Consider the following 20,342-nt stretch of genomic DNA (forward strand, 5'->3'; position numbering starts at 1 on the left):
GGCCCCATCTGAGCCCCACGAAATCAGACCGAACCCTGCTCCCCGCGATCCCACTCGGCCAACAGCGACCGTGCCACCAGCTCCGGCTCAGCGGCATCCATCACCTCGCGCACGACCGCGACCCCAGCTACCCCCGTGCCTGCGAGCTCGGCGACATCTGCCCGCCGCACGTCGCCGATCGCCACGACGGGCAGGGACGTGAGAGCTGCAAGAGCGACATATCCATCGAGCCCGACGGGCGGACGACCGACACTCTTGGTCGGCGTCGGGCGGAACGGCCCCGCGCCCAGGTAGTCGGGCCTCGACGGCCCCCGCCGCGACTCAGCCTCGCGCACGAAGTTCGCAGTCCCTGCAGTGAGCCCGACCAGCGCATCAGCACCGAGCATCGCCCGGGCGTCCCGGACCGCCACGTCGCGCTGGCCGAGGTGCACGCCATGAACCCGGGCGCCCATGCGTCGGGCCGCCCAGGCCACGTCGACCCGGTCGTTGACGATGACCCGTGTCGAGGGCGCAGCCGAAGCAACGGAGTCGGCCACACGGCATACGAGATCGAGCAGGTCGGCCGCGAGCAGGTCCTTCGCGCGCACCTGAACGATCCCGGCACCCGCCCGCGCGGCGGCAGCAGCCGCCGCCACGGTGTCAGCACCCGACCCCGACGTCACGAGGTGCAGCCGCCAGTCGATCATTCGCATGTCAACCGCGCCCGGAGGGCGACCTCCCCGGAGCTGACAGCGTTGAGCTCGTCGAGCAACCGGATCCTGAACGACCCCGGCCCGGCCGCATTCGCCGCCGCTCGCTCGGACGCCACCGTGAGCAGAGCCGTGGCGGCAACCACGGCTACGACGCCTGCCACATCGTCCAAGCCGACCATGGCCGCGGAGAGCGCTCCGAGGAGGCATCCGGTTCCGCTGACCTGGGTGAGCAAGGGGTGCCCGTTGGCGACGCGCACCTCCTGCCGCCCATCGGTCACCAGGTCGACGGCACCAGAGACAGCCACGACACAGCCGTGCGCTCTGGAGATGTCCCGTGCCGCCACGACAGCAGCATCGGGCGTGATCGTCGAGTCCGCCCCACGTCCGACATGACCTCCCCCGGCGCCGAGCGCCAGGGTGAGAACTTCCGACGCATTGCCGCGCACCGCGGTGGGAGCCAACGCAACAAGTTCCCGCGCCAACGGAGTGCGCACCGGCGCCAGCCCAATGGCCGTCGGATCGAGAACCCACGGTATGCCGTGTGCCACTGCCGCTTCGACGCTCGGCTTGATCGCCTCCCGCGCGTCGTTGTTGAGCGAACCAAGGTTCACGAGAAGGGCATTCGCGATCGGAACCAGAGTGGGCGCCTCGGCGCGCGTGGACGTGAGCATGGGACGAGCGCCCGCGGCGAGGAGTCCGTCGGCGACGAGACCTTGGGTCGCCGTTCCGGTGATGCCGTGGACGAGGGGCGCGCGGTCGCGGAGACTCGCGACCGCGCGCTCGATCCCGTCCCGAAGGGCTTCAGTCACGGGCCGTTGCGATCACAGGAGTCTCTGCCGCCGGCACGGATGGCTCGGGGTCCTGAGCCACGGCACCGACGCTGCGGTCGAGGTCCGCCGGCGACAATCGCGGCCCCCGAGCGCCCCAAGCAGCAACGAGGAGCCCACCGGTGGCGATGACGAGGACGACGGAGGCGTTGCGCCCCACGAGGGCTTCGAGGTGCGGCAGCCACCACGGCCAGAGGGCAGGACCGACGATCGAGAGTGAGTAGGCCGTGCCGTAGCCCGTTGCGCGCACATGGGCAGGCAGTCGCTCGCACAGATAGGCGCCCACCGGCCCGTATCCGCAGACGGTCACGACCTGGAGCAGGGCAATCCCGACCACGGCGGGAATCACCTGAGCGGACATCGTGCCGATCCAGAGGAGCGGGGCCACGACGGCCGCGAACACACCCCAGCCAACGAAGAACCGGCGCCGCCCCACGAGCGACGAAAGGTGACCCGTCATGGCCATGACGACCGCCTGCGTCACCGACGCCACTCCCACGACGACTGCTACCTCGCTGCCCGAGAGCTCGAGGTCCGTGGCGAGACGGCCGGCCATGACGATGACAACCATGTTGGTCATGAGCCAGAGCCCGGTCATGAGGCCGAACATCTGCCAGAACACACCGGCATACGCGCCTCCGAGGACTGCCCTCAACCCGAGCGACGCGGGAGTCTTCGCGGCATCGGCCGCCTCGCGCTCACGGGTCACGTGGGGAGCGTCGGCCACTCGGGCTGAGTAGTAGGCCAACAACGCCAGACTCGCCAAACCGCCTGCAATGAACGGGAATCGCCACCCCCACTCGGCATAACTTCCCGAGCCGAGGAGTGCGATGAGGCCAGCGGTCGCGAACGCGATCGTCGACTGCGCCGCCGGGGACATCGACATGATCAGACCGGACACCAGGCCACGACGTCGCGGCTTCGACCATTCCATCGCGAGCGGGATCGCGGAGGTGTACTCGCCCGCAAGGAACGCCCCGCCGACGAACCTCAACGCCACCACCAGCGTGATGGCCCAGGCCCCGATCACGGCGTGGCCTGGCACCGCCGCGATCAGCAGGCTCGACACCGCGGTCCCGGCGATGGCGACCTTGGTCGTCGCAGTGCGTCCGATGCGGTCGGCGATCCGCCCGAAGACCATCGACCCGATCGGGCGACCGAGCAGGGTGGCGACGATGACGAGCGCACCCTTGGTGACTCCGGCGTTCGGTCCGGCAAGAGTCGCGAGAGCCGGAGCCAGAGCCACCACCGGCAGGAAGATGTTGATCTGGTCGACATAGTTGCCGATCACTCCGGCGCGAACGGCGGCACGGCCGGCACGCGGCATACCGGATTCTTCGTCGGCTTGGTCGTGACCGGACGCGGCCACCTCCACCACGTCCGTGGCTGCCACGGATTCGGCGCGGCTCATCGGGCCACCTCCGCGATCTCGTCGCTGACGTAGACACTCGAGCCGAGTTCGACGAACTGGCGCGACTTCGCCGCCAGCCCGGCCTCGATCGCATCTCGTTGCTCCTGCGCCGAGCCGAAGGCGTCGCGGATGTCCTGACTGATCCGCATCGAGCAGAACTTCGGGCCACACATCGAGCAGAAGTGGGCGGTCTTCGCCGGTTCGGCGGGCAAGGTCTCGTCGTGGAAGGCCATCGCCGTCTCGGGGTCGAGCGAGAGCGCGAACTGGTCGTGCCACCGGAACTCGAACCGCGCCTTGCTCAATGCGTCATCACGGACGCGCGCCCCTGGGTGACCCTTGGCGAGGTCCGCCGCGTGGGCGGCGATCTTGTAGGTGATGACACCGGTCTTGACGTCGTCGCGGTTCGGCAGGCCGAGGTGCTCCTTGGGCGTGACGTAGCAGAGCATCGCCGTGCCGTGCTGCGCGATCGTCGCCGCACCGATCGCCGACGTGATGTGGTCGTAGCCGGGCGCGATGTCGGTGACGAGCGGCCCGAGCGTGTAGAACGGCGCGCCGTGGCACCAGTCCTGCTCGAGGTCGACGTTCTCCTTCACGAGGTGGAGCGGGACGTGCCCCGGCCCCTCGACCATGACCTGGACGTCGTGCGCCCAGGCCCGTTGGGTCAGCTCCCCGAGCGTCTTCAATTCCGCCAGCTGCGCCTCGTCGTTGGCGTCGGCGATCGACCCGGGCCGCAACCCGTCGCCGAGGCTGAACGCGACGTCGTAGCGCGCGAAGATCTCGCACAGTTCGTCGAAGTGGGTGTAGAGGAAGGACTCCTCGTGGTGGGCCAGGCACCAACCGGCCATGATCGACCCACCGCGCGACACGATCCCGGTCACCCGGTTCGCGGTCATCGGCACGAACGCCAGCCGCACACCTGCGTGGATCGTCATGTAGTCGACGCCTTGCTCGCACTGCTCGATCACGGTGTCGCGGAACACTTCCCACGTCAGGGCAGCTGCATCGCCGTCGACCTTCTCGAGCGCCTGATAGATCGGCACCGTCCCGATGGGTACTGGGCTGTTGCGCAGGATCCACTCGCGAGTCGTGTGGATGTCATCGCCGGTGGAGAGGTCCATGACCGTGTCGGCACCCCAACGAGTGGCCCAGGTGAGCTTCTCGACCTCCTCGGCGATCGACGACGTCACGGCGGAGTTGCCGATGTTCGCGTTGATCTTGGTGAGGAAAGCCCGACCGATGATCATGGGCTCGGACTCGGGGTGGTTGACGTTGGCCGGGATGATCGCGCGCCCCGCCGCCACCTCGTCGCGCACGAGCTCGGGCGAGCACCCCTCGCGCAGCGCGACGAACCGCATCTCGGGCGTGATCTCACCGCGACGGGCGTAGTGCATCTGGGTCACCGTGGCGCCCTCGGCAGAGCGAAGCGGCGGTCGCGACTCGCCGCGCCACGACTGGCTCGCCTTCCCTCGACGGACCGCCGAGCGGCCGTCGTCGGCAAGCTCGGGTGCGCGGCCGGCATACGTCTCGACGTCGCCGCGGCCGGCGATCCACTCGGAACGCAGCGGCGGCAGACCCATCTCGGGATCGCTTCCCGGACCGGCGGTGCGATAGAGGAGGACGTCGTCGTTCGGGCTTCCGTCCAGGCTGTCAGCGAGGCTGATCGCCGTCACGGGCACCGAGATATCGCCGTCGGTGATGGCGTTCAGGCGGTGCTGGGGATGGACTTCTTGCAGGGCATGGGTACGCACGAGTGCGCCTCCTCTTCCTTCGCCGGCATGATCCGGACAGGTTCAGACGGTCCGGACAGCGTCAGTCCGATCTCAGCCCGTGCATCGGGCTCCCGTGGGGTGTGCCCACCGTAGCGGCCCGTTAGGTTGTCGTTCATGCCACCCCCTCCGGTCACCTCCCGGTCACTTCCTTCGTATGCCGTGAGTTCCGTTGCAGGACAAGGGAACCGAGCGCAGGTGGTGGGCTTGTCCATCGCGGGAAGCGACCCTTCGGGGGGTGCCGGGATCCAGGCTGACCTCAAGACGTTTGCCGCCCTTGGGGCCTACGGCACGACGGTCGTCACCGCGCTCACTGCACAGTCGACGACCGGCGTGACGGGGGTCCATCCGGTGCCCGCGCAGTTCGTCCGCGAGCAGCTCGAGACCCTGCTCGACGACGTTCCCGTCGACGCCGTGAAGGTTGGCATGCTCGGTTCGGCCGAGGTCGTCGACGTGGTGGCGTCAGTGTTGGGTGAGCACCCTGCGTTGGTCGCGGTGGTCGACGGGGCGGGCGTGCAGGTGCCGATCGTGCTCGATCCCGTGATGGTCTCCACGTCGGGGTCGCGGCTGCTGGAGCCCGAAGCCGAGGACGCGCTGCGGCGCCTTCTGCGAATCGCCGACGTCGTGACGCCGAATCTGCCCGAGGCTGCGGTGCTCCTGGGGGCCGAGTCGGCCCGGGACCTTGCGGAGATGCGAGCCCAAGCCGCCGCACTCCACGATCTGGGCGCGCGACGGGTGCTCCTCAAGGGCGGCCACCTCGACGGGCCGGAGTCGGTCGACGTGTGGAGCGACGCGGAGAGCGGCGAGGTCGTGGAACTCACGAGCCGCCGCGTCCGCACCGCCAACACCCACGGGACAGGCTGCACGCTCAGCTCGGCGATCGCCGCCCTGCGCCCACGACACGACGAGTGGCTGCCTGCGGTGCGAGCCGCGAAGGACTACCTCACCGGCGCCCTCGAGCACGCCGACGACCTCACCATCGGCGCGGGGCCAGGCCCCGTGAACCACGCCTGGCTCATCGACTGACCCACCGCGCGACTGAACCCCCGACTTTGTGCCCCAATGGGACACGCTTCGTCGGCCGAAGGCCTCCTTCAGCGTGTCCCATTGGGGCACAAAGTCGAACTGTGGGTGAAGTCAGCCGAGGTTGTTGTCCTTGAGGAACTGGGCCGCGACGTCCTTGGCGTCCTTCTTGTCGACGACCGTCTGCTTGAGCAGACCCGAGACGATCTCGGTCGTCAGAGCCTTCGAGACCGGGTCGAGCGCCGGCGCGAACTGCTCGGCGTTGTCCTTGGCGACGAGCGGCACGATGTTCTGCGACCCGAAGAGCTTCTGGGGGTCCTCGAGGGAGACGAACCCGTTCTCGGCGATCGACGGGTCTGTCGTGAAGATGTTGGCCGCGTCGACCTGACCGTTCTTGAGCGCCTGGACGAGCGCCTGGCCCGTGAGCGGGCGGAAGGACCCGAAGGTCACGCCATAGGTCGCCGTGAGACCGGGGATGCCCTGCGGTCGCTTCTCGAACTCCGGCGGAGCCCCGAGGGACAGGTCACCCGCGTGGGCCTTGAGGTCGCCGATGGCCTTGAGCTGGTGCTCATCGGCCGTCGCCTTGGTCACGACGATCGAGTCGTTGTCCTCTGCTGCCGACTTCTCGAGCAGCGCGAACTCAGCGGGGATGAGCCCCTGCACCGCCGTGTAGACCTTCTCGGGGTCGGTCTCCTTGAAGTTCTTGTCATAGAAGAAGCCGAGGGCTCCCGTGTACTCCGGGATGGCCTGGATCGAGCCGTCCTCAAGGGCCTTGAGATAGATCTCGCGGGAGCCGATGCGGGGCTTGGTGGTGGCGTTGATGCCCTTGGCCTTGAGTGCGCCGGCATAGATCTCGGCGAGCAACTCGGACTCGGGGAAGTCTGCGGAACCGATGACGACCTCGGCACCGGTTGCGGCGCCGCTACCCGTGGGCGAAGGCGAGTCGGTCGACAGCGGGTCGCCGCCACCGCCGCACGCCGACAGGCCCAGGATGGCTGCAGTGGAGAGAGCGAGAACGGTGGTCATGCGCTTCATGAGGGGATCCTTCGATTGGTTTCGGGCAGGACAGGCTCAGAGCGGGAAGGCTCGCCATTCGATGCAACCTCAGCATCGACCGCTGACATTCCGCGTCGACGGGACCGAGTTCGGCTGGCGCGAGTGGAGTCCACGGTGAGGCCAGGACTCACGACGGCTCGCTGCACGAGGGCGAGGAGTCCGTCGACGAGGAGTGCGAGCACCGAGACGACGACCGCCCCGCCTGCCGTGGAGACGTAGTCGCCGGTCTTGATCCCGTCGATGAGGTAGCGCCCGAGTCCGCCGAGTCCGATGTAGGCCGCGACCGTCGCCGTGGCGATGACCTGGAGGAAGGCGGAACGGAGCCCCGACAGGATGAGTGGCAGGGCGTTGGGGATCTCGACCTGCCGCACCACCTCGAGGCCTCGCATCCCCATCCCGCGGGCAGCGTCACGGGTGGCGGGATCGACAGCCTCGACGCCGGCATACACGCCGGAAAGGATCGGCGGGATCACGAGGATGACGAGAACGATGATGCTGGGGATGAGGAACGCGAGGTCCGACTGGATCTTCGGCCCGAGCCACAGGGCCATGGCGAAGAGCAGACCCAGCGTCGGGACGGCTCGCAGGGAGTTCGCCACGGAGACGAGCCATCGGGCGCGCCCGGTGTGACCGACCCACAGCCCCAAGGGAATCGCGATGAGGCTGGCGAGAGCGACGGCGAGCAGGGAATACCAGAGGTGCTCGATGATCCGAGCCCCAAGCCCGCTGTCCCCAGACCATGTGTCCGACGACCTGAGCCACTCGAGGATGGCGGCGATCATGACCGCGCCCCCGCCGCTCCGCGCACCCGAAGCCACGGTGTGAGGAGGCGCTGGCCCAGCAGGATCAGCCCGTCGAAGACCAGGGCAAGCACGACGCAGGCCACGATGCCGGCGACGATCTCCGCCGTGATGAACCGGTCGTAGCCGTCGGTGAGCAGGTTGCCGAGCTGCGCGACACCGATGAGCGAGGCCACCGACACGATGCTGACGTTGCTCACGGCGGCGACGCGCAGGCCGGCTGCGATGACCGGCACGGCCAGCGGCAACTCGACCCCGAAGAATCGTCGGAACCCGCGATAACCCATGGCTCGCGCCGCCTGGAGCACGTGGTCGGGCACCGAACTCAACCCATCGGCCACCGTCCGCACGAGCAGAGCCACCGTGTAGACGGTCATCGCGACGACGACGTTGACCGGATCGAGCACCTTCGTGCCGAGGATGATCGGCATCAGCACGAACAGCGCCAGGCTGGGGATCGTGTAGAGCAGGCCCGACGCCGAGATGAGCACGGGATAGAGCCGGGACCAGCGCCGTGCCGCCCAGCCGAGCGGCAGTGCGATGAGCAGCCCCAGGACGAGTGGGATCCCGGCCAACCACACGTGGCTGCGGGCGAGCGTGAAGATGTCGCCCCAGTGGTCGTTGACCCAGGTCACGACGAGTCCTCGCGCCTGCCGTCTGACCCGGCCTCGGCGAAGCTGTCGGCGAGGTCCTCGTCCGGCCGGTCGGCGGATTCGATGAGTTCAAGAACCTGATGCGCCCGGACCGTTCCGACGAGCTCGCCCGAGTCGTCGACGATGACGCCACGCCGCGACGGGGAGGACAGCGCCGCGTCCAAGGCCCCGCGCAGCGAACCCGATGCCCGAGCCACAGTCCCGCCTCGGTGCAGGTCCTCGGGCGCGACCGCGCCAGAGAGTCGCGACGGCTCGACCCAGCCCAGCGGACGGTGCTGGTCATCGACGACGAGAACCCACGGCGCCCCGATCCCGTCGACCGTCTCACCGACGACGACGGTCCGCTCGGATGCCAGTGGCAACCGCGGGGTCGGCTGGAACTGCAACGACCGATAGCCGCGGTCCTTCCCGACGAAGTCCGCGACGAAGTCGTCGACCGGGTGCGCCAGCAGGTAGGCCGGGTCAGAGATCTGGGCGAGAATGCCGCCCACACGCAGCACCGCCACCTGGTCGCCGAGCTTGATCGCCTCGTCGATGTCGTGCGTGACGAAGACGATCGTCTTGCCGAGTTCCCCCTGGAGCTCGAGGAACGCGTCCTGGAGTTGCTCGCGCACCACCGGATCCACCGCACTGAACGGCTCGTCCATGAGCATCACCGGCGGGTCCGCGGCCAGCGCCCGGGCCACCCCGACGCGCTGCTGTTGCCCACCGGACAGCTGCGACGGGTAGCGGTCGGCGAGCTCGGGAGCGAGACCCACCCGCGACAGCAGTTCACGAGAACGCTCGGCGATCTTCTTCTTGTCCCAGCCGAGGAGACGTGGGACCGTGCCGACGTTGTCGAGGACGGTGCGGTGGGGGAACAGACCCGCGTGCTGGATGACGTAGCCGATGCCGCGCCGCAGGTCGGCCTCGTTCATGCGGGAGGTGTCCTGGCCGTCGAGGCTGATCGTGCCCTTCGTCGGCTCGATCATGCGGTTGATCATCCGCAGCGACGTCGTCTTGCCACATCCCGAAGGCCCGACCAGCACCGTGATCTTGCCGGTGGGCGCGGTGAAGGTGAGGTCATCGACGGCGACCGTGCCGCCGGGGTACTGCTTCGTCACGCCGTCGAACCGGATCATCGCCATCCCTCGCGTTCGCGTTGGGTCATGCACCTGCCGTCGCGTATGCCGTGCGGTCCGGCACCGCTGCCCCCAAACTAACCGGCACGAGCGGCAAACATGCAGTTCAGAGCACGCGAAACGCTTGTGTCCACGGATCGGTCCACGCTGCGGGAGGGGCGCGCTCCAGGCGAGCGGACGGCATACCCACGTCCTCTCGATCCTGACGACCCACGGATCGGAGAAAAGACACAAAGGTGACGTCCACTTGGGCAGAAAAGTGAACGGATCCGGCCTAGCATGACGCCGACCACCCACAACGGCGAGGGACGGGGACCACGACGTGACGACGGCGTCCAGTGACACGGTGCTCGACGAGGTCACCGACAGTGCACCGCGTGAGGCTCCGCCCACCACGGCCGCGGGCGGGGAGGCGCGCCGCGAGCGCTGGGTCGCGATCGGCTACCTCCTGCCGGCGCTGGTGGTCTTCGGGCTCTTCGTCTTCTGGCCGCTCGCGAAGTCGATCCTGCTCTCCGTCCAGGGCACCGACATCCTCGGCAACCCGAGCGGCTTCGTCGGAGGTGCCCACTACACGCGGCTGTTCGGCGACCCGGACTTCCTCCAGGTGCTGTGGGTGACGTTCGCGTTCACGATCCTCACCGTCATCCCGAGCATCGCCATCGCTCTCCTCATCGCGTTGCTCCTGCAGTCGCGGATTCGCGGGGTTCGGTTCTTCCGCACCGCCTTTGCGCTGCCGTTCGCGTTCTCGGTCGCGACGGCATCGGTGATCTTCGGTGTCCTCTTCAACCCGGCCTCGGGCGTGCTCAACGGCATCCTCAGCCACCTCGGCGTCGACAAGGTCCAGTGGCTGACCAACCCCGACCTCGCGCTCTGGTCGGTCTCCGGCGCGACCGTGTGGATGCAGATCGGCTACAACCTGCTCGTCCTGTCTGCCGGGCTCGGCGCCCTGCCCGAGGACGTGCTCGAGGCGGCCCGACTCGACGGCGCCAGCGGGTTGCGGCTCCAGCGCAGCATCATCATGCCGCTGCTCACCCCGCAACTGTTCTTCCTCGTCGTCGTCGGCACGATCCACTCGTTGCAGAGCTTCGGCCAGATCAAGATCCTCACGGTCGGTGGGCCCGAGGACCGGACCACCACCCTCGTGTACTCGATCTATGAGCAGGCGTTCGCCAACAACAACAGCAACTACGGCTATGCCTCAGCGCAGGCGATGGTGCTCCTCGTCATCGTCCTCATCATCACGGCGTTGCAGTTCGGGGTGCTCGAGCGGAAGGTGTTCTACCGGTGAAGTCCCGCAAGTTCGGCAATGTCGGGACCTACCTCATCCTCGGCGTGCTCTTCCTCATCGTGCTGTTCCCCGTCTACTACGGCCTCGTGGGCTCGTTCATGGGTGAGCGCGACACCAACAGCTTCCCGCCGGCCCTGTGGCCCAAGAACGGGCTGCACCCCGAGAACTACTCCAACGCGCTGGGCATCATCCCGCTCGGCAACCAGTACCTCACGAGCGTCCTGCAGACCCTCGCCATCACGCTGGGGCAGCTCATCACGAGTGCGCTCGCGGCCTACGCGTTCGTCTTCCTCAACCTGCGCTGGCGGGCGTTCTGGTTCGGCGTCTTCCTCTCGACGATGATGATCCCGTTCGAGTCGATCATCATCCCGAACTACCTGCTGATCTCGCAGTGGGGACTCAAGGACACGATCGCCGGGCTCGCATTGCCCTTCCTCGCAACGGGATTCGGCACGTTCCTGCTGCGGCAGTCCTTCCTGTCGTTCCCCATGGAGCTCCGTGACGCGGCGCGGGTCGACGGGGCCGGGCACTTCCGCTTCCTCTTCTCGATCCTGCTGCCGCTCAGCCGTCCCAGCCTCGCCGCGCTTGGGATCTGGTCGGCACTCTCGGCCTGGAACATGTATTTCTGGCCGCTCCTCGCCACCGAGGACCCGCGGCATCAGACGATCCAGATCGGCATCAGCCAGCTGCAGACCTCGGACTCCGACTCCCCCGGCATGGTGCTGGCCGGCGTGATGCTCGCGCTCTTCCCCACCCTTCTGCTCGTGATCTTCGGGCAGCGCTTCATCGTTCGCGGGCTCACCGCGGGCGCCGTCAAGTAGGTCCAACCAGGTCCAGGTCACCGAACAAAGGAGTTTGCGTGAAAACCACGACTTCCAGCCCATCGAGGCCCAGACGTCTTCGGTATGCCGTGCCGGCCGTTGCGCTGTCGGCGAGCCTCGCGCTCGCCGCCTGTGGCAGCGACTCCGGCTCCGGTGACGGGGGCGGCGGCGACGGGGGCAGCGGAGGAGCTCCCGCAGCCGACGTCCTCGACAAGGCCACCGGCGTCACCACGGTGTCCTTCTGGCACGCGATGGACGGCACCAACGCCGAGGCGCTCGACAAGCTCGTCGCCGACTTCAACGCGGCCAACACCGGCAAGATCGAGGTGAAGTCGACCTATGCGGGCAAGTACGACGACGTCATCACGAAATACAAGGCCGCCATTCAGAGCAAGTCGACGCCCGACGTCATCCAGATCTATGACATCGGCAGCCGCTTCATGATCGACGCGAAGCAGACCATCCCGATGCAGGCGTTCATTGACCGCGACAAGCTCGACGTGTCGGACCTGCAGCCCAACATCGCGGGCTACTACAGCATCGACGACAAGCTGAACTCGATGCCGTTCAACACCTCGATGCCGGTGCTCTACTACAACAAGACGCTCTTCAAGGAGGCCGGCCTCGACCCCGAGAACCCGCCGCAGGACCTCGCGGCCATCCGCGCCGCGGCCGAGAAGCTGTCCAAGAAGGGCGGCGGTCCTGCTGACTACGGCTTCGGCGCGGCGATCTATGGCTGGCTCCTCGAGCAGTTCATCGCCACCGACGGCAAGGAGTACTGCGACCAGGGCAACGGCCGCGACGGCAAGGCGACCAAGGTGCTGTTCGACCAGCCGGAGGCCGTCGAGGTCGTGAAGTGGTGGCAGACGATGGTCAAGGACGGCCTCGCCGCCAACACCGGCCGCGACACCAAGGCTGCCCAGGCAGCCTTCAAGTCCGGCCAGGCCGCGATCACGCTCGAGTCGACCGGCCAGCTCGGCGGCTTCAGCAAGGCCGCCAAGGAGGGTGGTTGGGAGCTCGGCGCCGCGAACTACCCGCACATCAAGGCCGGCACCGAGGGTGGGCCGATCATCGGCGGTGCGTCCCTGTGGATCAACAGCGCGAACCACGAGGACGTCCAGCAGGAAGCCGCGTGGCGCTTCGTGAAGTTCGCCGCTGACAAGAAGAGCCAGGCCGAGTGGCACATCGGCACCGGCTACTTCCCCATCAGCAAGGGCGCGCTGAACGAACCGGCCGACGTGGAGTACCGCAAGGCCAACCCGCTCTTCGACGTCGCCGTCAAGCAGCTCGAGGGCACGAAACTGAGCAAGGCCACGCAGGGCTGCCTCCTCGGGGTCATGCCCCAGGCACGCAAGGCGTCCGAGGACGGGCTCGAGGCCGCACTCAACGGCACCGACGCCCAGGAGGCCATGACCAAGGCGGCCGAGTCCCTGAGCGGCCAGATCAGCCAGTACAACAGCTCCGTCGAGTGACCTGACCTGTTCCGGTGGGTCAGGTCAGTCCTGAGCCGCCAGCGAAGCGAAGGGTGACGCCTCCTCGAGATCGAACGCGATCTCGAGGAGGCGTCGGTCTTCCCCGAGCCGGGCGGACAGCATGACTCCGACGGGTCGCCCGTCGGTCGTCTCGCCGAGCGGCAGCGAGATCGCAGGGGCACCGGTCGCGTTGGCCAGCGGGGTGAAGCCGGCGTAGCGCACGAGCTTCTCGAAGTGCTCCTCGAACGTCTGGTCCGCGTTGAGGTGGCCGATCTTCGGCGGCGTGTGAGTCAGGACCGGCGACAGGACGAGGTCGACGTCGCCGAAGCGCCTCTGCTGCACCGCTCCTGAGGCCGCCAGCCGGGCGATGAAGAGCGGCGCCCGGTGGGCCCGACGGCGGAAGCGCTTGGCCAACCCCAGGGTCAGCGGGTCCAGCTGGGAGGCGTCGAAATCGGAGCCGAACATGCCACCGCGATTGGACGACACGGCATACGCAAGAAGTGACCAGTAGTCCTCGAAGTCGGCCTTGAAGAACTTCGGGATGGGCGCGTCGTACTCAACGACACTGTGCCCCAACGATTCCAGGAGCTTTCCGGTGCGCTCGACGGCCGCACGAGTGTCCGTGTCCGACGGCGGCGTGAAGGGCGAGTCGACCATGACGCCGATCCGCAGCGGGCGCGCCGGGCCGTCCGCGACCTGTCCGATCGGCTGGAGCCGCGGGTTGCGATAGCTGCGCTCGGCCGCCTCGAAGAACCGCGCGGTGTCACGGACGCTGCGAGTCAGCACCCCGTCGACGACGACCTTGACCGGCATGGTCGCGTTCCCCTCGTCCAGACGCAGGCGCCCGCGGGACGGCTTGAGACCGACGAGTCCGCACGCGGCGGCCGGGATGCGGATCGAACCGCCACCGTCGTTGCCGTGGGCGAACGGCAACGCGCCGCTCGCGACGAGGGCGGCCGAGCCGCCCGACGAACCACCGGTGCTGTATGCCGTGTCCCACGGGTTCCGGGTCACGTCACCACCGACGCGTTCCGTCGTCGCGGTCCACCCGAACTCCGGCATCGTCGTCGAGCAGACCGGGATGGCGCCGGTGTCGAGGAACTGCTTGGTGAAGGCCCCGTCGAAGGTGCCCGGCTGGGACGGGATGGCCCGCGAACCCATGCCGGTGGGCATGCCCGCGACGTGGATGTTGTCCTTCGTGGCCGTGGGCACCCCGGCAAAGGCGCCACGCACCCGACCCGTCGACGCGCGGCGGCGGGCGCGGTCGTGGTCGGTGGCGGCCACGGCATTGAGGGCCCCGTTGACCGCCGCGACGCGGGCGATGGCCGCATCAACGGCCTCTGCGGCGGAGATCTCCCCACCGGCGATGCGTTCCGCGACTCCGGTCGCGTCGTCGGTGCCCAGCACGTCGTCGGTGAAGGCGCTGACGCGCCCCGTTGCAACAGTCATGGCCCATTCCTACCCGACGGTAGGGAGTCAGAATGGGTCGTGTGACCGAATTCCTCGCTCGAGAGACCACACGCGGCCGCGTCACGCTCACCGCCGTCACCCTCGGATCGGGCATCGCGATCCTCGACGGGTCGGTCGTCAACGTCGCTCTCCGGACGATCGGCACCGAACTCGATGCCTCACTGGAGCAGCTCCAGTGGGTCATCAACGGCTACATGCTCGCCCTGGCCTCCCTCGTGCTCGTCGGCGGCGCCCTGGGCGATCGGCTCGGTCGGCGTCGGATCTATCTCATCGGCATGACGTGGTTCCTCGTCGCGAGCGCCCTGTGCGCGGTGGCCCAGACGCCCGGGCAGCTCATCGCCATGCGCGTGCTCCAGGGCATCGGGGCTGCCCTGCTCACGCCGGGCGGACTCGCAATCATCCAGAGCGTGTTCCGGCGCGAGGACCGGGCCGCAGCCATCGGCACCTGGGCGGGCATGTCCGGGATCGCCGCGGCGATCGGGCCCTTTGTCGGGGGCTGGCTCGTCGACAGCGGCGGGTGGCGGTGGATCTTCGGGATCAACATCCCTCTGTGTCTGGCCGTCATCGCGATGACCCTGTGGGCGACGCCGGAGACCCGCGACACGGAGGCCACCGGGCGAGGGTTCGACGGGCTCGGGGCCGGGCTCACCGTCATCGCCCTTGGCGGCCTGACCTATGCGCTGACCGCTTCGGCGTCGATGAGCCGGAGCCTGTTCGTCGCGCTGCTCGCGGTGTCCATGGTGGCGATGGTGGGGTTCGTGGTGGCCGAACGCCGCGCGCGCACACCGCTCGTGCAGCTCTCGCTCTTCGGCGATCGGGTCTTCTCGGCCGCGAACGCGATGACCTTCGTCGTCTATGGCGCTTTGGGGGTCGTCTTCTTCATCCTCGTCCTGCACCTCCAGGTGTCAGCGGGTTGGTCGGCGCTGGCAGCTGGCCTCACCGGGCTCCCCACCACGATCGCCCTGATGCTCCTGTCCTCTCGGGCGGCCCAGCTGTCGGACCGCATCGGACCCCGCATCCCCATGGCTCTCGGGCCGGTCATCTGCGCGGTCGGGGTGCTGTTGGTGATGCCGGCAGGACGCGGGGCGACGTGGTGGACGGTGCTGCCGGGGCTCGTGGTCTTCTCGCTGGGGCTGGCGCTCCTCGTCTCGCCGCTCACCGCGACCGTGCTGGCTGCCGCCCCCGACCGGTTTGCCGGGGTCGCCAGTGGCGTCAACAACGCGGTGGCCCGGGCGGGCTCGTTGCTGGCGGTGGCCGCGCTGCCTGCCTTGGTCGGGCTGTCCGGCGACGACTACCAGGACCCGTCCGCGATGACGTCGGGCTTCCGGGCCTCGATGGTCATCTGCGCCGTGCTGCTCACGATCGGCGGAGTGGTCAGCTGGTTCGGCCTCGCCGGGACCTCACCAACCCCCCGTACCGAACCCGCCCAATTGGACGCTTAGCGACCTTCAACGTTCACCCTGCAACGTCCCCAACTCACCGAATTCCTCGGTTCGGGACATCAAGGTTTCAACGTCCCGAACTCACCCGATTGGACGCTTGCGCACATTGATGGTTCACCGTGCAGAACCGTCCTATTGGGTGAGTTCGGGACGTAGGAGTGAGGCGACCACGAAGTCGGCGACGTCGCGGTGCCACATCCGAGCGTGCCGCAGCATCCCGTGGATCTCACCCTCGATGGGCCGCCACGTCACGTCGGCCCCCTGTGCCCGCAACTCTTCCGCCAGGCGCTCAGTGTGCTGCGGATCGGTCGTCCGGTCCTTCACCCCGTGCATGAGCAGCACGTTCAGCCCGGGCCGGCCCCACCGCAGGTCCCCTTCGACGACCCACGGCGCCAGCCCGACGATCGTCGTCACCCCGGGCTCCCCGGCCAGGTGGGTGGCGACACGACCACCCATGGAGTGGCCGATCAGCGCGATGGGCAGGCCGGCATACCGGGCACGGATCTGGTCCAACGCCCACCGGGCATCGACGAGCGGCGTCTGCTCCTCACCGTTCCAGCCGTGATAGCGGTTCTTCAGGCGTACGACCGCGAGCCGGTCGCCGGCAGCGCGCTCGATCGCCGTGGCGAACGGCTTCATCCGCAGCACCGGACCCGCAGACCAAGGCATCGGGCCGTAGCCCTTCGCGCCGCCGCCGTGCAGCACGAGCGCCACCCCTTCCGCACTGGGCGGCATCGACCCACGCAGGTCGTGGGCGACGAGCCTCCCCAGCGGGTCCTTCACGAACCGCCGCCCTGGCTGACCTCGGCGACGAGCCACGCGGCATACGCGGCACTGGCCTCGACGATCGGGACGGCGATGATCTCGGGGGTTTCGTACGGGTGGACCTCCCCGACCCGCTCGAGGATTGCGTCGAACCGTGACCGGTGCGTCTTCGCGAGGACCAGGTCCTCGTCTGCGGTCGTGACCTCACCGTCCCAGCGGAACGTCGAGGTCATGCCCGGCAGCACCTGGGTGCAGGCCGCCAACCGCTCCTCGACGAGGAGGCGGGCGATGCGTGGGGCGTCGGCTGCCGGGGCCGCAATACGGACTTCGAGTAGTCCGTTGCCACTGCCCACGCCCGGCACGCCCGCCATGGTCACACCTGCGTGCGGTGGAAGTTCTTGAACGAGCGGCTCGCGGTCGGGCCGCGCTGGCCCTGGTAGTGCGAGCCGTATTTGGCCGACCCATAGGGGTTCTCGACCGGGCTCGACACCCGGAAGAAGCACAGCTGCCCGACCTTCATGCCGGGCCACAGCTTGATCGGCAGCGTCGCGACATTGCTCAGCTCGAGGGTCACGTGACCACTGAACCCCGGGTCGACGAATCCGGCGGTCGCGTGGGTGAGGAGGCCGAGACGCCCGAGGCTGGACTTGCCCTCGACCCGTGCGGCGACGTCGTCGGGCAGCGTCACGGTCTCGTAGATCGACCCCAGCACGAACTCGCCGGGGTGGAGCACGAACGCTTCGTCCGGCTCCACCTCGACGAGTCGCGTGAGGTCCGGCTGGTCCTCGCGGGGGTCGATGTAGGGGTACTTGTGGTTGTCGAAGAGCCTGAAATACCGATCCAGGCGCACGTCGATGCTGCTCGGTTGGATCATCTCGGGATCCCACGGGTCGAGGACCACGCGGCCCTTGTCGATCTCGGCCTTGATGTCTCTGTCGCTCAGCAGCACCCGGCCAATTTAGCCGTGATCAGCGAACCTGTGGGCGTCGGCCGGAATGAGGCGGGTTGCCAGCGCGACGACACTCAGGAGCGCGATCGACACAAGCAGAACAACGATGTATGCCGGCCGCAACAGTTCCAGGGGCAGCTGCGCCTTCTGCGCTGCGGCCACTTCGAAGAACAGGGTTCCCAGTGCGGCGGCTCCGACGGCGTTGGCGAGCTGGGTCGTCGTGTTCATCAGACCCGAGGCGGAGCCGGCGTGACGCCCCTCGACCTTGCCCAGGCCCAGCGGCATGATCGACGAGACCATGAACCCGAACCCCAAGCCGACGACCGCGAACGCGGGGACGAATGCCCAGAAGCTCGTCGTCGTGGTGGCGTCGCCGACGACGAGGGCGAGGAAGCCGACGCCTGCAGCCATGATCACGGCGCCCATGAGGAGAACCTGACGACCGATCTTCGGCATGAGGACGGCCGCACCGGACCCCGCGCCGATCGTCGCGGTGATGGCGAACGGGATGTTCACGAGCCCTGCCTTGAGGACCGACCAGCCGAGCCCCATCTGGAGGTAGAGCGTCGTCGAGAGGAAGTAGCCGGCGCACAGGACGAAGAGAACGGAACCGACGATCGTGGCGCCCCGGAATCCGCGACCGGAGCGGCCGGCATACAGGGACGTCGTCACGAGAGGGTCGCCACCGCGGTTCTCGTCGTTGCGCTGGGAGCGGAGGAAGGCAACGAGTCCGACGAGACCGACGGCCATGAGCGCGAACGACCACGTCGGCCAGCCCAGCTCGTGGCCCATGGTGAGCGGGTAGAGGATCGCGAGGAGACCGGCGGCGAGGGCGAAGACGGAGCGCGACTTGATCGTGACGGGGTGCTCGGAGCGGGACTCGGGGATGAACTTCAGGGCTGCGACGAGGGCGATGATGCCGACGGGGATGTTGACGAGGAAGACCGCACGCCAGCCGCTGAGGTCGGTGAGAACTGCGCCGAGGATCGGGCCCATGACGCTCGCGAGACCGGCGAGCCCGGAGAAGATGCCCATGGCGGTGCCGCGCTCGTGCGGGGCATACATGACCTGGATGCTCGTGAGGACCTGAGGAACCATCGCGGCTGCTGCGACGCCCTGAAGGGCGCGGAAGGCGACGAGGAACTCGACGCTGGGGGCGTAGCCACACGCGGCCGAGGCGACCGTGAAGCCGACGAGGCCCGCGATGAAGAGCCGCTTGCGTCCGAAGCGGTCACCGAGTCGGGCCCCCGCGATGAGGGCGATGCCGAAGGTGAGCGGGTACGCCGCGACGACCCACTGGAGCATTGACGCGCTGGCGCCGAGTGACCGCTCGATCGTCGGGAGGGCGACGTTGACGATCGTGATGTCGATGAGTTCCATCATCGACGCGAGGAGGAGGCTGACGAGCGCGAGGGTTCTGGTGCGGCCGCTGATCCTGGTCGGGGCGCTCTGGATGAGAGCTTCTGGTGCTGTCGCTTCTGTTGCAGTCGTTGTGGTCATGGTTCGACGCTAGAAGTCATTCCGGTCACTTTCTGACCGCTATGTTTGGCAATCTGGATTCATGGCCAACACGAGTTCACGAACCCTGCGACTGCTGTCGCTGCTCCAGACGCACCGGTTCTGGCCGGGCGGGGAGCTGGCGTCCCGGTTGGAGGTGTCTGAGCGGACCTTGCGGCGTGATGTGGAGCGGTTGCGTGAGTTGGGGTATCCCGTGTCGTCCTCGCGAGGGGTGGAGGGCGGCTATCAGTTGGGAGCCGGCGGGTCGATGCCGCCGCTGGTCGTCGACGAGGACGAGGCCATCGCGATGGTCGTGGCGTTGGGGCAGACGGCGTCGGCGCAGTCAGGGGCATTGGCGGACTCGACGCTGTCGGCGTTGTCCAAGGTCGTGCAGGTGCTGCCGGCGCGGCTGCGGCGTCGGGCGGAGTCGTTGCGGTTGGCGACGGTGGACTCGCCGTTTGCTGCTGCGCCTGAAGTCGAGGCGTCGGTGTTGGGTGCGATTGCCCAGGCGATCCGTGACACGGAGCGAATTCGGTTCTCCTACACCGCTCGTGGTGGGGCTCGTGCTGGGGAGTCGGCTGAGCGGCACGTGGAGCCGCACCAGTTGGTGACGGTGGGGCGGCGCTGGTACCTGCTGGCCTTTGACCTGGAGCGGGCCGACTGGCGCTCGTTCCGCCTGGACCGTCTGGGCGAGCCTCGTGGGACGAAGTCGCTGTTCCGTCGGCGAGAGATCCCGGGTGGTGACGCGGCGGCATACGTGCGTTCTGGTTTGTCGGGTCACGCAGTGGGGCATCGGCTGGTGGCGGTGGTGTCGGCACCTGCGGCCGAGGTGGAGCCGCGGATCGGTCGTTGGACGGCGGTTGACGACCTCGGGGACGGAAGGTGCCGGGTCACGGCGGAGGCACGCGACATCTCATGGATGCTGCTGGCGATGGGCATGGCGGAGGCGCCGTTCGAGGTGGAGTCGGCGAGTGACGAGGTTCGGGCGGTGCTCGCGTCGTGGGCGACGCGGTTCTCGACTGCGGCCGAGGGCTCGGCGTCGGCGGGGCGCGTCGGAACGGGTTCTGAATGAGCGGCGAGAACCCGGCTTCGACGGTGGGTTAAACTCTCGTCCGCGCCCTCTCGTGGGGGCGCTTGCCGGTGTAGCTCAATGGTAGAGCGCCAGCTTCCCAAGCTGGACACGCGGGTTCGATTCCCGTCACCGGCTCCACATTTCCGCAGGTCAGAGACTTGCATCGGTGGTTTCAGGGTGAGCGAAACTCCCTGCGTGCAATAGCGAGCCACAACGA

19 protein-coding genes, 1 tRNA gene and 1 riboswitch are annotated in these 20,342 nt (G+C 68.2%); of the genes, 7 read left to right on the top strand and 13 right to left on the bottom strand.

Going from position 1 to position 20,342, the window contains the following annotated elements; all coding sequences use genetic code 11:
* Window positions 1-23: 23 nt before the first annotated feature.
* From N802_RS12980 to thiC, 4 genes are read right to left on the bottom strand one after another with little or no spacing between them, the layout of a single operon-like run.
* On the bottom strand, window positions 24-692 hold the full coding sequence (locus N802_RS12980) for a thiamine phosphate synthase (protein WP_035916961.1): 669 nt from the start codon (window positions 690-692) through the stop codon (window positions 24-26).
* Window positions 683-1,501 (bottom strand): hydroxyethylthiazole kinase, encoded by an 819-nt coding sequence (thiM, locus tag N802_RS12985; protein ID WP_084072197.1) that lies wholly within the window; start codon window positions 1,499-1,501, stop codon window positions 683-685. The genes N802_RS12980 and thiM overlap by 10 nt, the downstream gene beginning before the upstream one ends.
* Window positions 1,494-2,930 (bottom strand): MFS transporter, encoded by a 1,437-nt coding sequence (locus N802_RS12990; RefSeq protein WP_245613935.1) that lies wholly within the window; start codon window positions 2,928-2,930, stop codon window positions 1,494-1,496. Before N802_RS12990 ends, thiM begins: the two co-directional genes overlap by 8 nt.
* On the bottom strand, window positions 2,927-4,663 hold the full coding sequence (thiC, locus tag N802_RS12995; protein WP_281175145.1) for a phosphomethylpyrimidine synthase ThiC: 1,737 nt from the start codon (window positions 4,661-4,663) through the stop codon (window positions 2,927-2,929). Before thiC ends, N802_RS12990 begins: the two co-directional genes overlap by 4 nt.
* A gap of 12 nt (window positions 4,664-4,675) precedes the next feature.
* A riboswitch (TPP riboswitch) is annotated at window positions 4,676-4,784 on the bottom strand.
* A gap of 29 nt (window positions 4,785-4,813) precedes the next feature.
* Between thiC and thiD the strand changes: the two genes are divergently transcribed.
* A complete protein-coding gene (gene thiD, locus N802_RS13000) occupies window positions 4,814-5,722 on the top strand; it encodes a bifunctional hydroxymethylpyrimidine kinase/phosphomethylpyrimidine kinase (protein WP_084072198.1) in 909 nt (302 codons plus the stop codon).
* Between the two features lie 111 nt (window positions 5,723-5,833).
* On the opposite strand, the gene N802_RS13005 is transcribed toward thiD, so the two are convergent.
* From N802_RS13005 to N802_RS13020, 4 genes are read right to left on the bottom strand one after another with little or no spacing between them, the layout of a single operon-like run.
* Window positions 5,834-6,754, bottom strand: a complete 921-nt coding sequence (locus N802_RS13005; RefSeq protein ID WP_035916966.1) for an ABC transporter substrate-binding protein — start codon at window positions 6,752-6,754, stop codon at window positions 5,834-5,836.
* The gene (locus N802_RS13010; protein WP_084072210.1) at window positions 6,751-7,557 is read right to left on the bottom strand and encodes an ABC transporter permease; all 807 of its coding nucleotides are present in this window, start codon (window positions 7,555-7,557) and stop codon (window positions 6,751-6,753) included. Before N802_RS13010 ends, N802_RS13005 begins: the two co-directional genes overlap by 4 nt.
* Window positions 7,554-8,210, bottom strand: a complete 657-nt coding sequence (locus tag N802_RS13015) for an ABC transporter permease (protein WP_035916970.1) — start codon at window positions 8,208-8,210, stop codon at window positions 7,554-7,556. Before N802_RS13015 ends, N802_RS13010 begins: the two co-directional genes overlap by 4 nt.
* The gene (locus tag N802_RS13020) at window positions 8,207-9,349 is read right to left on the bottom strand and encodes an ABC transporter ATP-binding protein (RefSeq protein WP_035917170.1); all 1,143 of its coding nucleotides are present in this window, start codon (window positions 9,347-9,349) and stop codon (window positions 8,207-8,209) included. The genes N802_RS13015 and N802_RS13020 overlap by 4 nt, the downstream gene beginning before the upstream one ends.
* A 322-nt stretch (window positions 9,350-9,671) precedes the next feature.
* On the opposite strand from N802_RS13020, the gene N802_RS13025 reads away from it, so the two are divergent.
* The 3 genes from N802_RS13025 to N802_RS13035 are packed head-to-tail and all read left to right on the top strand — an operon-like array spanning window position 9,672 to window position 12,930.
* A complete protein-coding gene (locus N802_RS13025) occupies window positions 9,672-10,637 on the top strand; it encodes a carbohydrate ABC transporter permease (RefSeq protein ID WP_245613936.1) in 966 nt (321 codons plus the stop codon).
* Complete coding sequence (locus N802_RS13030; protein ID WP_035916971.1) at window positions 10,634-11,458, top strand: carbohydrate ABC transporter permease; 825 nt, start codon at window positions 10,634-10,636, stop codon at window positions 11,456-11,458. The genes N802_RS13025 and N802_RS13030 overlap by 4 nt, the downstream gene beginning before the upstream one ends.
* A gap of 38 nt (window positions 11,459-11,496) precedes the next feature.
* The gene (locus N802_RS13035; protein ID WP_245613937.1) at window positions 11,497-12,930 is read left to right on the top strand and encodes an ABC transporter substrate-binding protein; all 1,434 of its coding nucleotides are present in this window, start codon (window positions 11,497-11,499) and stop codon (window positions 12,928-12,930) included.
* 24 nt (window positions 12,931-12,954) lie between these two features.
* Here N802_RS13035 and N802_RS13040 read toward each other — a convergent pair whose 3' ends face one another.
* Window positions 12,955-14,379: an amidase gene (locus N802_RS13040; RefSeq protein ID WP_035916975.1), complete on the bottom strand. Its 1,425-nt coding sequence runs from the start codon at window positions 14,377-14,379 to the stop codon at window positions 12,955-12,957.
* Between the two features lie 32 nt (window positions 14,380-14,411).
* Here N802_RS13040 and N802_RS13045 point away from each other — a divergent pair, with 32 nt between their 5' ends.
* Window positions 14,412-15,842: an MFS transporter gene (locus N802_RS13045; protein WP_052109927.1), complete on the top strand. Its 1,431-nt coding sequence runs from the start codon at window positions 14,412-14,414 to the stop codon at window positions 15,840-15,842.
* A 132-nt stretch (window positions 15,843-15,974) separates the two neighbouring features.
* On the opposite strand, the gene N802_RS13050 is transcribed toward N802_RS13045, so the two are convergent.
* The 4 genes from N802_RS13050 to N802_RS13065 are packed head-to-tail and all read right to left on the bottom strand — an operon-like array spanning window position 15,975 to window position 19,056.
* On the bottom strand, window positions 15,975-16,625 hold the full coding sequence (locus N802_RS13050; protein WP_052109928.1) for an alpha/beta hydrolase: 651 nt from the start codon (window positions 16,623-16,625) through the stop codon (window positions 15,975-15,977).
* A complete protein-coding gene (gene cutA, locus N802_RS13055) occupies window positions 16,622-16,978 on the bottom strand; it encodes a divalent-cation tolerance protein CutA (protein WP_052109929.1) in 357 nt (118 codons plus the stop codon). Before cutA ends, N802_RS13050 begins: the two co-directional genes overlap by 4 nt.
* Before the next feature lie 2 nt (window positions 16,979-16,980).
* Window positions 16,981-17,556, bottom strand: coding sequence for a dCTP deaminase (dcd, locus tag N802_RS13060; protein ID WP_035916976.1), 576 nt, complete (start codon window positions 17,554-17,556; stop codon window positions 16,981-16,983).
* 9 nt (window positions 17,557-17,565) lie between these two features.
* Entirely contained in the window at window positions 17,566-19,056 is a 1,491-nt protein-coding gene (locus tag N802_RS13065) for an MFS transporter (RefSeq protein WP_156971398.1), read from the bottom strand.
* Between the two features lie 61 nt (window positions 19,057-19,117).
* Between N802_RS13065 and N802_RS21015 the strand changes: the two genes are divergently transcribed.
* Complete coding sequence (locus N802_RS21015) at window positions 19,118-20,125, top strand: helix-turn-helix transcriptional regulator (RefSeq protein WP_035916977.1); 1,008 nt, start codon at window positions 19,118-19,120, stop codon at window positions 20,123-20,125.
* Between the two features lie 64 nt (window positions 20,126-20,189).
* Window positions 20,190-20,263: transfer RNA gene (locus N802_RS13075), tRNA-Gly, on the top strand.
* Window positions 20,264-20,342: the final 79 nt, after the last annotated feature.

The organism is Knoellia sinensis KCTC 19936, from assembly GCF_000768705.1.
GTDB lineage: Bacteria > Actinomycetota > Actinomycetes > Actinomycetales > Dermatophilaceae > Knoellia > Knoellia sinensis.